Consider the following 15169-nt stretch of genomic DNA (forward strand, 5'->3'; position numbering starts at 1 on the left):
ACCTCTCCAATTCTTCGTTTCAACGCTCGCAACGAGAAAATAATTGTGTGGCCGCAAATCTCGGGGCTGCAACCCAACAAGCCAACGGTGGGGAGGTGGCTTGCCAGGACTAGGCGTCCGTTCGCCACATGCCCAGGAGGAACGAGATGAATGATCGGAATGCGGCCGAAGTCGATCTTCACAACCTACAGGTCTCGGATCCGCTGATTGGGAAATGCCAGCAGCTGGTCAGGGAAGTGGCAATTCCCTACCAATGGGAGGTGCTGAACGATCGCGATCCCGAGGCGGTCCCGAGCCACGCGGTTGAGAACTTCCGCCTCGCCGCCGGACGTGCGCGGGGCGAGTTCCATGGCACGGTTTTCCAGGACAGTGATGTCGCAAAATGGCTTGAGGCGGCTGCGTGGTCGCTTTGCCAGGCACCAAATCCGGACCTGGAGAAAGCCGCCGATGAGCTGATTGAATTGATTGCGGCCGCCCAATGTGGCGACGGCTATCTCAACACTTATTTCATACTGAACGCGCCTCAGGAGCGCTGGACCAACTTAGCGGAGTGCCACGAGCTTTATTGCGCGGGCCACTTGATTGAAGCGGGTGTCGCGTTCTTTCAGGCCACTGGCAAACGGCGATTGCTGGAGGTCGTTTGCAGGCTTGCTGACCACATCGGCACAGTTTTTGGCCCGGAGCGCGATCAGTTACACGGCTACGATGGCCATCCGGAAATCGAACTTGCGTTGGTACGCCTCTACGAAGCGACTAAGGAGCAGCGATATCTCACGATAGCCAGTTATTTCGTGGAGCAACGCGGCACGGAGCCACACTTCTACGAGATTGAGTACGAGAAACGCCAGCAATCCTGCGTCCCCACATCGGACTGCCCGCCTTGGATGATAACAAACAAAGCGTATAGCCAAGCGCACTTGCCACTTTCGGAGCAGCGGACTGCAACTGGCCATGCGGTTCGTTTCGTATACCTAATGACCGCCCTAGCTCATCTCGCGCGTCTGCGAAAGGATGAGCAGCAGCGCCAAACTTGCCTACGCCTCTGGCAAAACATAGTCCAGCGCCAGATCTATGTTACCGGAGCCATAGGCTCACAATGCGCTGGCGAAGCGTTCAGCAGCGATTATGATTTACCGAATGATACGGCGTACGCGGAAACTTGCGCGTCGATTGGCCTGATGATGTTCGCACGCCGTATGCTGGAAATGGAACTAGACAGTCGCTATGCCGACGTGATGGAGCGCGCGCTCTACAATACCGTTCTCGGCAGTGTCGCGTTCGACGGGTGTCACTATTTCTATGTCAACCCGCTCGAAGTGCATCCCAGAACGCTGAGGTCGAATGGCATCTACAATCACGTCTCGCCGGTGCGACGACGCTGGTTTGGTTGCGCTTGCTGTCCGCCTAATATCGCGCGCCTTTTCACATCGATTGGTCATTACATCTACACGCCCCGCACCGACGCGCTCTATGTAAATCTCTACGTTGGCAATAGGGTGGCGATATCCGTCGGCGGACATGCGCTGCGCTTGCTCACGAGCGGGAGCTATCCATGGACAGATGAGGTGGAAATCGTCGTCGAATCTAGGCCGCCAATTGCCCACACGATCGCCCTGCGACTGCCGGAGTGGTGTAGCGCGCCGCAGGTGAGCCTGAACGGCGAGCCTATCAATTGCGAGCCGTGCAAAGGCTATTTACACGTTCGGCGAACATGGCGGCAGGGAGATCGCGTCAAAGTGTCGCTGCCGATGCAAGTGCGTCGCGTATACGGCCATCCACAACTTCGTAACTTGGCTGGCAAGGTGGCCATCCAACGTGGCCCTTTAATTTATTGTCTGGAGGAAGCCGACAACGGGACCGAGTTACACAATATTTGGCTTCATGCGGACAGCCGGTTTTCTCTTATCGAAGGAACTGGTCTCTTTAACGGCAAGGTTCTGCTGCAGACCGATGGGTGGCGGTTGCAACATACGCATTCTGAAGAAGCGGCGCTTTATCAATACGACAAAGTGCCTGGACAGCTAGAACCGCAGCGGCTGACGTTCATTCCGTGGTTCAGCTGGGCTAACCGCGGCGAAGGCGAAATGCGGGTTTGGATAAATGAGCGTTGACGCGGATCGCGCTTACACAAGTCGAACTTAGATCGCGTTTCCGGCGCAGGTGATATGGTTGGTCATAGTCTGGAAATCGGCCAAAAATATGGGCGGCGGCTCGTCCGCGAGCTCCACTGGAAGGCGCGACTGGTCGCTGAAGCTGATGCTCATCAAGCCCAAACATTCGACGACCGAACTGTCATGCGGCAGTTGTTCCGAGATCGCCGGAACTATGTCGGTCCATTGCTGAAGCAGACGTCAGTGTTCAGCGGCGGCCCCAGTCTCCAATTTATCTTGAAGGAGACCAGTCATCAACAGGAAGCGAATTCGCGGCCAGAGGTCCCCGAGGTATACGTCGACGACTCCGCTGATGCGGGCTGACAGGTGCTCGTACAGGGTCATAAAGCCTCCACCATCTCGCTCAGGTCATTCCCTGGATAGGTATGCGCCTCTTGAGACAGACCAGGTTCAAGTAAAGTCGCCCGGCAATGCGGAATTGATTGCATTGTGCCAGTCCTGCGGCGGAGCACACCCGCGCAGTACCGCAAAGCGTTGCATATCGTCGGCAGGCCCTTAATGCACGTGGACGACGTGCACAGACCTTGCTGGAGGGTGGCACAGACCTTGCTGTTAGAGGGCAGCAATAGTGAACGATTGCTCTGCGTATATAGTGCGAGACCATCGATGCTCTTCTTCCTTGGACCGATGTACTTTGCTCACGACATGAAACACTTCTTGCTTGCGAGTTGGAGCGCGCCGCGCTCAACGCGGCGGCACCGACGTTCGCCGCGGATCTCGATGGGAAGACACTATACGGCAAATCGGTCGCGGCCCGCCGATCAGAGATCAGCTAGCACAAAAGGTGGCGTAAGGTCGTGCATCAGTTTTGGAGAGTAACATGGTGCTTGGCTTAGAATCCCCAGCTCCTCTGATCAAAGTAGAGATTTGGCTGCGCGGCCAGTCCCTCGCGAGCTTCAAGCCCGGAACTGTGTACGTGGTCGAATTCTGGGCAACTTGGTGTAGTCCGTGTGTGGCAGCGATGTCCGATCTGGTGCAGTTGCAAGAGAAATACAAAAACAGCGGAATTGAGGTCCTCGGAGTGGCAGTTCATGAACGCGCCCAAACAGTGGACGAGGCTCGAAACAATTTGGACGCCTGGTTGACCGAAAAGGTGCCGAATCTCAACTACCGGATCGGGTTGGACTACACACGCGAGATGAAAAAGCTCTGGCTAGATCCGAGCTTTTCAGTGGGGATTCCGACTTCGTTTGTGGTCGACCGTGACGGCCGCATTGCCTTTGTCGGTCTTCCGACACAACTCGCTGACGTTTTACCGAAAATTCTAACCGGCGGCTGGCGGACCAGCGATGAAGCTAAGGCCGCCCAAGCAGAGTGGATCGCCGAAAACGAGCGCATGGAGCGCGAATGGCGGGCAAGAAGCCCTGACTGAGCTCGCCAAACTTACGCTAATGATGGAGGGGAGATTGGGCGAAGGCGCTTCCGGCCCTCGAAGAGGCATAGCTCTAATGCCGGATGAGCTTAGATTGCGCGTGCTACATAAAAGATGCGCGTCTTGTAGGTTGGTTTGCCGGTTACAAGTAAATTTGTTCGGGACGCGATCGGCAAACAGTACGAGCTTTGGAGCTAGGGGTGCTGCGACAACTCTTTAATTGGGCGAATGACAACTCCTACTTCTCGTCTGCCGAGCACCGTGCGTAACGAAAGAGTTCCTCCGAACACATTCTGGCGCTGTATGTTCTCCTTAGAGAGGATAGGAATGAGCAGGTTTGATGAGAGCTCCCGCCCAGATGAGGCAAACACCATGCCTCTCTCTTGTCCAGACACCGCGTGGTTCGGCTATTGATGCAGGTGCGTGCTTATAAATGCATCTTGCTCATTGCCTTCAACCAATCTCTAGATGCCGACGACCATAGCGATTGAAGGTGCGTCATCTCTGCCTGGTCGATCGTATACTGACAATGATGTCTCGCTCGTTCACCGTGTTCGAGTTCAGACACGCGGGGCGCATTCGCGTTTCACAACAATGCCGTTTAGACGACGAGACCAAACCAATGCACATTGCGCATTGTTGGCATGAGTTCTGCTTCTGCTAAGTGTGACTTGCGGGCGGTGTCCGGCATAGTGAGGGCAGCTGATCAAGTCATGCATAAGCTCGACGTCATGTATAAGATCGGCGCTTTGATATTCGCTCTCTTAGCTCAGCAGGAGGCGGCTGCTGTGAACGGGTCAAGAGGCAACAGAGAAAAAGAGGTCCTGCGTCCTGCCGATTACAATCGAGCGCTCACGATAAACGATCGGCATGCCAGACTGACGATCAATGCTCCGGAGGAAGCGTTCTGGCTCGCAGATGGTGCTTCGTTCGCCTATCGCTCGACGAGCAACGGCAAGCGCCAGTTCATGCGCGTGAATGTTGCCAGCGGCAGAAAACAGGTAGCTTTCGATCATGAGAAGCTAGCTGCCGCGCTGAATCGCTTGGGCCACACAGAGTTTAATGCCGATCATCTGCCATTCGACCGCTTTGAGCTCGCTGACGATGGTGGCAGAATAACGTTTGAGATTGAGGATACAGCTTGGAGCTGCGAACTCGTAAACTACGCTTGCTCGAGAGAGGCAAACCGTTCCGCAATCGACCAGCAGAGCCCGTACGATTATACGCCAATTGCGGAAAATGATCCTAAGAGAGCGAGCGTGTCGCCTGACGGGAAATGGCTCGCCTATACCAAGGATTACAATCTTTTCCTGCGCAGCAAGGAGGGGCCGAAGGACATCCCTTTGACTTGGGACGGATCTGAAGGCAACTACTACGCGTTTTCGACGCTGAGTTGGTCTCCAGACTCGCGTCGCCTCGCAGCTTACCGCGTCCGTCCGGGCCACAAACGGGAGGTTCATTACATCGAATCATCCCCAGGCGACCAGCGCCAACCGAGGCACTTGACAATAACCTACCCGAAACCCGGCGATGCTCTGGCACTGCCACAGCCGGTCCTTTTCGACGTCGGTGATCGTCGCGAGATCGCGATCGACAATGCGTTGTTCCCAAATCCCTATGACCTCTCTCCCATCCGATGGTGGAAGGACAGCCGTGGATTCACTTTCGAGTACAATGAGCGAGGCCATCAGCTTTACCGGCTCGCCNGAGGTCGAAGCCGCCACAGGCACCGTTCGAACTCTGATCGACGAGCGCAGCAAGACTTTCATCGACTACCAGCCCCTAAGAATGGACCAGTCGAATACTGGCAAGACCTTCCGCTACGACGTTGCGGACGGGCGGGAGATCATCTGGGCCTCAGAACGCGATGGATACGAACATCTGTACCTGTTCGATGGACGCACTGGCGAGCTTAAAAACCAGATCACGCGTGGAGCTTGGGTTGTCCGTTCCGTCCACTACGTAGATCCCATCAAGCGCCGGATATGGTTCAGTGCAAGCGGGATGAATAAAGGGGAAGATCCCTATTTCGTCCACGCCTACGGCATCAACTTCGATGGCACGGGACTGACCTCGCTGACGCCCGAAACGGCGAATCATCAGGTCGAGTTCTCGCCAGACGGCCGCTACTATCTAGACTTCTGCTCGCGCAGCGATCTCGCGCCGCGCCTAATGTTGTACCGAACCATTGACAGCTCGGAGCTGATGGAGGTCGAGAGCGCCGATATTTCCGCGCTCGTAGCCGCTGGCTGGCAGCCGCCCCTGACGTTCCATACACGGGGCCGGGACGGCGAGACCGAAATATGGGGGATTATTCACCTCCCGATTAACTTCGACCGAAGCCGCCGATATCCGGTCATTGAAAAGATTTACGCCGGTCCGACCGGTTCTTTCGTTCCGAAGTCTTTCTCGCCTTTCGTAGAGCCGCTCACACAGCTTGGATTTGTCGTCGTTCAGATCGATGGAATGGGCACGAACAATCGGTCCCGTGCGTTTCACGACGTTGCCTGGAAAAACCTGAGAGATGCTGGCTTTCCCGACCGAATCCTTTGGCACAAGGCGGCGAGCGCGAAGTTTTCGTGGTACGATATCTCGAGAGTTGGTATTTTTGGTGGCTCGGCCGGCGGTCAAAACGCGGTGAGCGCACTGCTCTTCCATTCCGATTTTTATAAGGTGGCCGTTGCCAATAGCGGTTGTTACGACAATCGTATGGACAAGATCTGGTGGAACGAACAGTGGATGGGGTGGCCGGTCGGTATTGAATATTCGCAGTCTTCCTCGGTTGACAACGCTCATAGATTGCAAGGTAAGTTGCTGCTCATCGTGGGCGAATTGGACCGCAATGTCGATCCAGCCTCTACATTTCAATTGGCTGACCGGCTTATTCGAGCAGGAAAATACTTCGACATGCTTGTGGTGCCAGGCGCGGATCACGGAGCGCCCGGGTCTTACAGTCTGCTCAAGCTCCTGGACTTTTTCGTTTTGAATATCCTCAGGCAGACGCCGCCTAATTGGAATGACCCATCTATTGACTAGCCAAAGACATCGAGGGCGAACCTGCCCCGCCTTGATCGGCCGTCTTCGATTGATTTCCAATACGGTTTCGACGATGTCTTGGGGCAAATTGCGGCGAGACGATCCAGCACCATAGAGTCCCGTTCGATCTGCCGAGCGCCTGAGATATGTGACGCCGCGGCGGAATTCCGGCGTCAACAGGCTAATCATCGATCGACCCGATTTCTAAGAGCAGCATCCTCCGACATGCTCGCTGCCTTTCATCAAACCTGATGAATGCCAACGAGCGTGCCGCCGTCTCGCTTAGAAGGAAGCCCTGTGACAAGACAGCGTGAGGACTATAGCAGGACCACGTCAGGTTTTCGTAAGGCAGGCTGCCTATCAGCGCCGCAAGGCCTAACAAGCCTGAACTAGATACGGAAAGAATGTCCGACGGGAGCACCAATCGCCATGTATAATCGGATCAATGGCTCGTCCTACCTCCAATCCTCTCCCTTTGCCGAAACTAATGAGCAAGAGGACGCAGATATCTTTGCAGATGCGTTCGCCAATATGCGCTTAGCCGCACCAAACTCTGGCGGCGGTTCATCTCCGGCCTCACGGCCGTATTCGCTCGATTCAAACCCTCCTGTGGTGGAGCTCAAAAAGGCGGAATTCAGAAAAGCAGCGCAGGACTACCACAGCGACGACATCAGGTATATCGCCAACAACCCACTAGAGTATTCGGATTTTGTATCTGCAAGAGCCGTGCGAACTGCAGAAGTTGCTGAGGAGTATGGCACAACTCGAGATTCTGATAGTGCGCGATACTTCAGCTATCAACTAGGAAACAAGAGTGTCGGTCTCTTACGAATGGAAAAGGGCGACAGCATGACGGAGTTCGACGTCGAAAGGTGGGAAGGGCTGTTTCCTGGGCGGCCTGGGACTACCTCTACTGTAGATCTTCAAGTCGTTCATCCGCTCGTCGAGAACGCTGGCGATATTCTGCTCGAGCATCAACTTCGAATGGACGGCGAACGGCCGCTGCTTAATTTGCGTCCGGCAAATCCGGAAGCAAGAGCCCGTGCGGCAAAGATGGGCTTCGTCGAGGTTGACGCCGACAACATGGTTCTCGACCCAGAGAAGTCGGACAAGTGGGCAAGGAATAGCGACGGCAAATGGCAACGGGAAGGCACTGCCGCGCGGTATCTTTCGAAAGCTGATGACAGTAAAGCTAGTGATACCGAGATCCCAGCGAGCTCCTCAACATACGATTATGAGGATGATTTTATGTGACCATGGGATCACCGGGATTTGGTCCCATGGAGTAGATCTATCTAGCCTACTCCGGGCTACCTGTGTTTATCGGCCTTTCGCTGGAGTCCCTCTGAGTTGGCTCAGAAGACTGTCCCCAGAGTGCACCTTGGCTTAGCGGTCGCTGATCTGTTTGCGCCTCGGAAGTAGGACCTCACTGCAATTGCTGACAATGCTCGGTGAGGCGAGGACCTGCATGGGGTGCCGCCAAAGTCCGCCCGGCCGCCGAAGGGGCCGGGCGTGTTCCGCGGCTGGACGGCTTAGAGGCAGAGGTCTCTACAGATGATGCCGACGAAGTAGTAAGGGCGAGCGCCTGCGTGAGTCGGTCGGCAAGGGAAACGCACAGCGAAGCCGGCCCGATGGACAAGACCGGCCCGCATGTGTCAACGGACATAACGACGCCGTGAGCACGAAGCATCGTGCAGAGCTCTTCACCAGAAAGCCTCAACACAAGAGACGTGAGGCGGTTGTCCTGGGCGAAGCCCCTTGTCTCGTCCCTGCAGAAAGGCTGAGCACGGCGAATCTCTTGCCTTGTCGAGCGCTCTCGGCCAGATCCGGTCTGCAATGGAATATATGGCCCCGATCCAGACGGACTTAAGAAGTGCGTAATGCCGTCGATTGCTTTGGGTGAGCATTACGTTGAACATCGACCTGCAGAATGAGTTGAGCCGGCGTACCCTTCGACCCTCGCAGCGACAAGGTTGTTCTGCACCAATGTAACCGAAGGGTAAAGCATCGACGAGGCAAGTTCGGCCTCTCGCTCGCCTGTAGAGCTAGTAGCCTGTCCGACTGCGAAGAGGTTGATCGGTCACTAGATCGTCGTCGCATGGAGCGTTCAGATCCGACATGAACTCAAGCGCTGCTGCATCAGATGTCCCCTCGGCCACCATGCGCCTTCAGTGCGGTGTCGAGGCACTCGATTAACGCTTGTCCGCCAAAGGGCTTGGCGAGGAAGCCAATCGCCCCGGCTTCCAGGGCTGACGCGCGCACGCGCTCGTTGGGGAAAGCTGTGATGAAAATGAAAGGCGCGTCGTAACCACGCGTCCGCATCTCTGCCAGCAGCTCCAGCCCGCTCATAGTCGACATCTGTACATCGGTAATAACACAGGATGTCTCATTCAAGTGCGGCGACCGCAGGAGTGCCTCGGCTGACGCAAATATCTGCACGACGTAGCCACGCGATTTCAAAAGGTTTTCTGTCGACGCACGGACGGAGGCGTCGTCGTCAACGACGGAAATCAAAGGCGTGGACAAGATCAGCCCTCCTGACGCGGGAACAGCGGCTGCCAAAGCATTAGCCACCTTCGGCGAAAAATGGGCTTGAGTGATGAAGTTGTAAAATCATACTTGCGTTTGTTCGGAACGATTGACGCAAATTCCCAGCGTCTCGCTCATTCTGATCAGGTCGGCCAGCGACCGGGCACGCATCTTTTTCATTACGTGACCCCGGTAGATCTTCACCGTAATCTCGGCGAGCCCAAGTTCGGCGGCTACCTGCTTATTCATCAGGCCGGCAGCGACCAGTTTCATCACTGCCTGCTCTCGCGGACTTAATGTCTCAAATAGAGACTGCAGGTTCGCGACGGTTCGCTGAGCTTCCCGTCTTTTGCGATCTCGTTCGGTCGCTGCAACCACGGCATCAAGCAGCTCCTGATCGCGGAACGGCTTGCTGAGAAAATCAACCGCACCTCCTTTCATGGCCTTGACGGTCATGGGAATGTCGCCATGGCCGGTAATGAAAATGATCGGGATGTGTATGTTCAACCTGGCCAGCTCGGTCTGGTAGTCAAGCCCGCTCAGGCCTGGCAGCCGGACATCAAGAACTAGACAGCTTGTGACGTCCGGAATTGTGCTCTGCAGCATTTCGCGCGCCGATCCAAACGCAACGACCTCCAAACCTACCTGTTGAAAAAGGTTCGTAAGCGAGCGGCGCACGGAGATGTCATCCTCAACGACAAAGACGATCGCCTTCGTCGAGGCCTCGGCATTGCTACCCTCACCTGGCGAGTCAAATCGTCCTGTCACTGGAGGGCCTCCTTATGCACGGGCAGGACAAACTGGAAGGTCGCGCCCGGTTCATTTTTCTTGAGAAGCGATAGCCGCCCTCCGTGAGCTTCCACGATAGAACGGCAGATCGAAAGGCCCATTCCAAGGCCACTCGACTTGGTGGTGAAGAAGGGATCCAAGACGTGGTCAGCGTCCTTCTCGGCGATCCCGACGCCGCAATCGGCCACGGCAAGCTGCACGTTCCCCAGATCGTCCTTGGATGATTGAATCAGAAGTTCGCGCGGCCGGTCTGTAACTTCGTCCATCGCCTCGATTCCATTCATTACCAGATTGATGATCACCTGTTGTAGCTGAATTCGGTCACCGAGGATCCTAGGCAGCGCGGCCGCCAACTCGGTTCGCAACCCCACTCGGTGGCTCACCAGCTCTCGTGTTACCAGCGCAATGACGTCCCTAACGACCTCATTAATGTCGAGTGGTACCATCTCAATCTCGCCCTTCTTCGCGAGCGCGCGAACACTGCGGATCACTTCGCTTGCTCGGATGGCGTCTTCGATGATCCATTCCACCGAAGAGCGCGCGGCGGCGAGATTAGGAGTTTCCCGAGCCATCCAGCCAAGGCACGCATCGGCGTTGTTGAGAATAGCGGCGAGTGGTTGGTTTATCTCGTGCGCGATGGAAGTCGTCAATTCTCCTAACGTCGTTACACGCGTCACATGTGCAAGCTCCGCCTGCGCCTTTCGCAGCTCTTGTTCGGCTTGATCGGCACGAATCGTAGCGGTAATGTCGGTGCTGACGCCACGATAGCCCATAAAATTGCCGTTTCCGTCGAAGAAGGGCTTGCCACTCGTGCGGACGTAAATCGGAGATCCCGTCCGATTCACGGTACGGTAGACGAGATCTCGAAACGGCAGATGCGCCTGCAACGTCGTCCGATGCTGCCGCCACTTCTCTGGTTCCTCTTCGATATCGCACGCAATGTCCCAGCGAAGCAGGCCCATCAATCCTGTCGCCAAGATTCCCGCAGCGCTGGTGTGCTCGGACAAGTGAGTGACCCGATGATCTGGCCCGGTCTCCCAGAGCCAGTCGGAAGCGGTCTCGGCGTAGTCGCGAAAGCGCTGTTCGCTTTGGCGCAGCGCGACAAGTGTGTTTTCCAGGCGTTCCCTAGCTGCGTGTTGCTCGGTGACATCCATATGCGTTCCGATCAGCTCGCTGACGTTACCGTCGCTGCCGACGACAACGTGCGCAACGGAGTGTATGCGCCTTATCCCGCCATTTGGCAGAAGAACACGGAAATCATATTCGAACCGCTCCTTCTCGTGTTCAATCGCCTGGCGCTGCACCTCCTGTAGCCGCGGCAGATCTTCCGGATGGATGCGCGATCGAACGGTCTCTATCGAAACCGGCTCTTGTGGGTTAAAGCCAAATAGGCGATCGACCTCCGCGGAGCGATACACGAAATCTAGAGCGTGGACGTCCCAGGACCAGCTGCCTGTGTGAGTGAGATGCTGGGCCTCGGCCAGATAGGCTTCGCTGCGGCGCAACTGCTGTTCCGCTGTCCTCGCTGCCGTAATGTCGGTGGCCGCCCCAACAAACTCGATCTCACCAGAGGCCGTTCTCGTGGCTCGTGCCTGCGCATGGATGTGCTTGACAGAGCCGTCCGGTAATAGCAGCCGGTACTCGTGCTCGAAATCTGTCAGGTCTCGCATCGCTTTATCGATGATCTCTTTAACGGAGGCCCTATCGTCTGGGTGAGTGCGCTCGACGACGAGCTGCGGCGCAGGATTCGTTTGAGGATCTAATTGGAAAATCCGAAATGTTTCTTTTGACCAGAAGGCCTCGCCCGTGGTGGCGTTCCAGCTGAAGCTGCCTGTATGACTCAACTCCTGCGCTTGAGCTAAGTGTGCTTCGCTCCGCTGCAGGGCAAGTTCGGTCTGCTTTCGCTCTGTGATATCTTCGCATGCTATAAGGACAATAGGCCGGTCGTCGGCCCAAAGCATAGCCTTGGCGTTCTCACGTACCCACAATACGGAGCCGTCCTTCCTGACTTTTTGGACGTCCCACGTGCGCGATTGTCCAATATCCTCTAGGCACGTCCGAATGCATTTGCGAACGAATGCGCGATCCTCCTCAAGAAATATGCCAACCACGGAGTGGTCGATCAGTTCTGCACGAGCATAGCCGAGGTGTGTCGCGCCGAATGTATTGACATTGAGGACAGTGCCGGCTTCATCGAGCATGAAGTACATGGCCGGATTATGCTCGAAGATTGCACGCCACCGTTTTTCACGATCCTCCAAATCCGCCGCACTCCGCTGAAGCTTGGCCGCAGCCACACGCGCAGCCTCTCTTTCCTGGCGGAGCTTTCCGATCAGGTACGTTCCCACAATCGAGACAATAAAGAATGCGATCACCACTAGAAGATCGCGCGCGTCATCGATTCGCAGAGTGAACGCCGGCGGCGCAAAGTAGTAAGCGAGAGCGGCGATTGCGATAATGCAAAGCGCGGATGACGCGATGAAGCTGCCCATCGACGAAAATAGCAAGACTACCAACAAATAGGCGAACGCCGTCGCGGCAAAATGCGCATGGAGGTACAAGCAAGTCAGTGTAACCGCGGCTAACGTTATGCTGCCGAAGGTCAACTGAGGGGCTGAACGTTTAAAACTGCTAATCAGGCTAGGCATTTGAGACCGTCCGGCCTGTTATCCGGCGGGAGAGCTATAGCATTTTAGGCAAAAATGGGGCAATCTTTGAACGTTTGGATCCGCTAGTGAGCGTGTCCGGAGGTTGATCACCTGCTGGCGAACTCAGCACGCGCGGGGAAAAAACGCATTACAAACATACGTATAGTTCTCTTAAACCTTTCGATAGGGGTGTCTCTGATGCGGCTGCAGTCGAACCTGAAATGTCTGCTGTGCGCCGCTACTAATAGCTTCGGACAGTCGCTCGAGCCTCCGGCCGGTGCGCCCCCTTATGCCCGCGCAATGAGGACAACAGCCTCAGTTCAGCCGAGAAGTTGAAGCGAAACAAACAGGCGCGCCTCCGAAGCGGCAAAGAACAGAACCTAGTTGCTGAACCATCTGACCGGCAAGGGTCGGTCCTGCAGAAGAGCGCAAGGTTCATGTACCGAGACAGGAAGGCGAAGTTGCGCGAGTACAACCCACGCGATCACGCCGTCATCCCTAGCTGCGGAGGACGCGTCTCCAACTGGTTCACTGGAACCGAGCGCCGACATCGGCGCCGAACCGACGCTAGCCGTGTGCGGCTCACCCCGGCTCCGTCGAGTACCATGTACCACGCTGACCACACCCGCCATGATCTGGTGCCGCAGCGCGCATCGTAACGACGGATGACGAGTTGCGTCCGCAGGATCCCTACGACGTCGTTGGTCGCACAAGGCAAATGCAGCGGCCGCGCACAGGGTTATTGATAGGCGGACCAATATCTAAGTCCGTCACGCCGGACACCCCGCAGTCCTGTTATCTGGGTCCGTAAAATGTTCCACAAGCACTCAGATGGCCGGGAGCCTTGAGCGAAAGAGGCGCCTTGAAAAAGCAGGGGCAGCTGCCTGGCCGTGGTGCGGAGAAACCTGTGCACTGGAGAGCGCACGAGAAAGTACCGGCTCATCTTAAGACAGCCTCGCTCATTCGAATACGAGAAGTGTGGCTCTTGCATCCGACCTGTTCGGATGCGCGGATTGAGATCCGGGGCCTACCGCATTGTGCTTGTAGTGTCGATAGTGGTGGAAACGGTGGCCTGGTCGAGCTTAGCCTGCAGCGTCGCGTGCTCGAGCTCGTCTTCCCACCAGGAGACGAACACGGCCGCGATGCCATTGCCGATGATGTTGGTCAGGGCGCGCACCTCGCTCATAAACTTGTCTATCGAAAACACGATTGCCATGCCCGGCACCAGCGCTGGGTTTACCGCCGACAATGTCGCAGCGAGCGTGATGAAGCCCGCGCCGCTGACGCCGCTTGCTCCCTTCGACGTTAGCATTGCCACGAGCAAGATCGTGAGCTGCTCGCCAAAGGTGAGATCGACCCCGAGTGCCTGGGCAATGAACAATGTTGCAAGTGTCATATAGATATTGGTGCCATCGAGGTTGAAGGAGTAGCCAGTTGGCACCACCAGGCCGACGACCGGCTTGGAGCAGCCCAGCCGCTCGAGCTTCTCCATCAACTGCGGCAGTGCGCTTTCGGAGGACGAAGTACCGAGCACGATCAGAATCTCGTCCTTGATATAGATAAGGAACTTGAAGATCGAAAAGCCGACGAGGCGCGCGATCAGACCGAGCACTACCACCACAAACATCGCCGCCGTCGCGTAAAAGAGCGCGATCAGACCGATCAGATTGCCAAGTGCTGCCGGCCCGAACTTGCCGATCGTGAAGGCCATGGCGCCGAAGGCGCCGATCGGGGCCGCTCTCATTACAATAGCGATTACGCCGAACACTGCGTGCGCGACGTCGTCAATCAGGCCGCGGAGCCGCTCGCCACGGTTTCCCAGCGCCATGAGCGAAAAGCCGAAAAGGATCGCGAACAGCAGAACCTGCAGAACATCGCCGCGAGCGAAGGCGCCGACCACGCTATCGGGAATGATGTTGAGAAAAAAGTCGACGGTCTTCGAGGCTTCCGCCTGCTTGACGTAATTGGCGACCGCCGCAGCATCCGGCTTGACAGCAAGGCCATTGCCGATTCGGACCAGATTGCCCATGACAAGGCCCAACAGCAAGGCAAAGCTGGAGACGATCTCGAAATAGAACAGCGCCTTGAGGCCGACGCTCCCGACTTTTTTCGCATCCTGAATATGCGCGATACCAGATGTGACAGTGCAGAAAATGATCGGCGTGATCACCATCTTGATGAGCTTGATGAACCCGTCGCCGAGCGCCCTGACCCAGTCGTTGGTGGCGACAGACGGCCATAGACAGCCGACCATGCCGCCCACCAAGATCGCGATCAGCACCTGCACGTAGAGAATCTTATACCAAGCTTGCGACGCGCGTGCGGGCGCCGCAGTTGCCATGGTGGTCATGACGCTTCCTTCCCGAATATACTCGAATGTGAGCCGCCGCGTCATTGAGAGGCGGCAGCGTCATACGAGACTCATCATTTTAGCCGTGCCCGATTGAGACGTTCCGAGAGCGGTCGCGTCCTTTCCAAGGCAGGCGTTTAGGTACGTTGTCCTTTCTCGGTAAGCAAGATGTGCACCAGATGCCAACTGCGGCCGAGTCGCGGACAAATAGTCTGTCTTCGGCGACATCGGCTAGAGTGCTCGCACCCCGTTCGAGGTCGAACAAGAAGTTGCA

The 15169-nt window shown here is 56.3% G+C and carries 8 protein-coding genes and 1 pseudogene; 5 read left to right on the forward strand and 4 right to left on the reverse strand.

Going from position 1 to position 15169, the window contains the following annotated elements; translation table 11 throughout:
* Positions 1 to 146: 146 nt before the first annotated feature.
* From A5906_RS34800 to A5906_RS34820, 5 genes and pseudogenes are all read left to right on the forward strand, one after another.
* Positions 147 to 2111: a glycoside hydrolase family 127 protein gene (locus A5906_RS34800; RefSeq protein WP_080139679.1), complete on the forward strand. Its 1965-nt coding sequence runs from the start codon at positions 147 to 149 to the stop codon at positions 2109 to 2111.
* 880 nt (positions 2112 to 2991) lie between these two features.
* Positions 2992 to 3543, forward strand: coding sequence for a TlpA disulfide reductase family protein (locus A5906_RS34810; RefSeq protein WP_136615698.1), 552 nt, complete (start codon positions 2992 to 2994; stop codon positions 3541 to 3543).
* Positions 3544 to 4274: 731 nt separating this feature from the next.
* Positions 4275 to 5249, forward strand: a 975-nt coding sequence (locus tag A5906_RS45580) for a DPP IV N-terminal domain-containing protein (RefSeq protein ID WP_245327060.1), incomplete at its 3' end; no start/stop codon positions are given.
* Position 5250: 1 nt separating this feature from the next.
* Positions 5251 to 6579 (forward strand): annotated as a pseudogene (locus A5906_RS45585) (S9 family peptidase); the annotation flags it as partial.
* 429 nt (positions 6580 to 7008) lie between these two features.
* Positions 7009 to 7833 carry an Effector protein NopP gene (locus A5906_RS34820; RefSeq protein ID WP_080139633.1) on the forward strand — a complete coding sequence of 275 codons (825 nt, stop codon included), beginning with the start codon at positions 7009 to 7011 and terminating at the stop codon, positions 7831 to 7833.
* A gap of 885 nt (positions 7834 to 8718) precedes the next feature.
* Here A5906_RS34820 and A5906_RS34825 read toward each other — a convergent pair.
* The 4 genes from A5906_RS34825 to dctA form a co-directional block, all read right to left on the reverse strand.
* Entirely contained in the window at positions 8719 to 9105 is a 387-nt protein-coding gene (locus A5906_RS34825) for a response regulator transcription factor (RefSeq protein WP_080139680.1), read from the reverse strand.
* 87 nt (positions 9106 to 9192) lie between these two features.
* Positions 9193 to 9876: a response regulator transcription factor gene (locus A5906_RS34830; protein WP_080139634.1), complete on the reverse strand. Its 684-nt coding sequence runs from the start codon at positions 9874 to 9876 to the stop codon at positions 9193 to 9195.
* Positions 9873 to 12545, reverse strand: a complete 2673-nt coding sequence (locus A5906_RS34835) for a PAS domain S-box protein (RefSeq protein ID WP_080139635.1) — start codon at positions 12543 to 12545, stop codon at positions 9873 to 9875. Before A5906_RS34835 ends, A5906_RS34830 begins: the two co-directional genes overlap by 4 nt.
* Before the next feature lie 1027 nt (positions 12546 to 13572).
* Complete coding sequence (dctA, locus tag A5906_RS34840; protein WP_080139636.1) at positions 13573 to 14895, reverse strand: C4-dicarboxylate transporter DctA; 1323 nt, start codon at positions 14893 to 14895, stop codon at positions 13573 to 13575.
* Between the last annotated feature and the right edge of the window lie 274 nt (positions 14896 to 15169).

Source organism: Bradyrhizobium sacchari (assembly GCF_002068095.1).
Classification (GTDB): Bacteria; Pseudomonadota; Alphaproteobacteria; order Rhizobiales; family Xanthobacteraceae; genus Bradyrhizobium; species Bradyrhizobium sacchari.

Bases quoted from the DNA above. Each gene is read 5' to 3' on its own strand.
- A5906_RS34800 (WP_080139679.1), top strand. From the start codon at position 147: ATGAATGATCGGAATGCGGCCGAAGTCGATCTTCACAACCTACAGGTC.
- A5906_RS34820 (WP_080139633.1), top strand. From the start codon at position 7,009: ATGTATAATCGGATCAATGGCTCGTCCTACCTCCAATCCTCTCCCTTT.
- A5906_RS34835 (WP_080139635.1), bottom strand. From the start codon at position 12,545: ATGCCTAGCCTGATTAGCAGTTTTAAACGTTCAGCCCCTCAGTTGACC.
- A5906_RS34810 (WP_136615698.1), top strand. From the start codon at position 2,992: ATGGTGCTTGGCTTAGAATCCCCAGCTCCTCTGATCAAAGTAGAGATT.
- dctA (WP_080139636.1), bottom strand. From the start codon at position 14,895: ATGACCACCATGGCAACTGCGGCGCCCGCACGCGCGTCGCAAGCTTGG.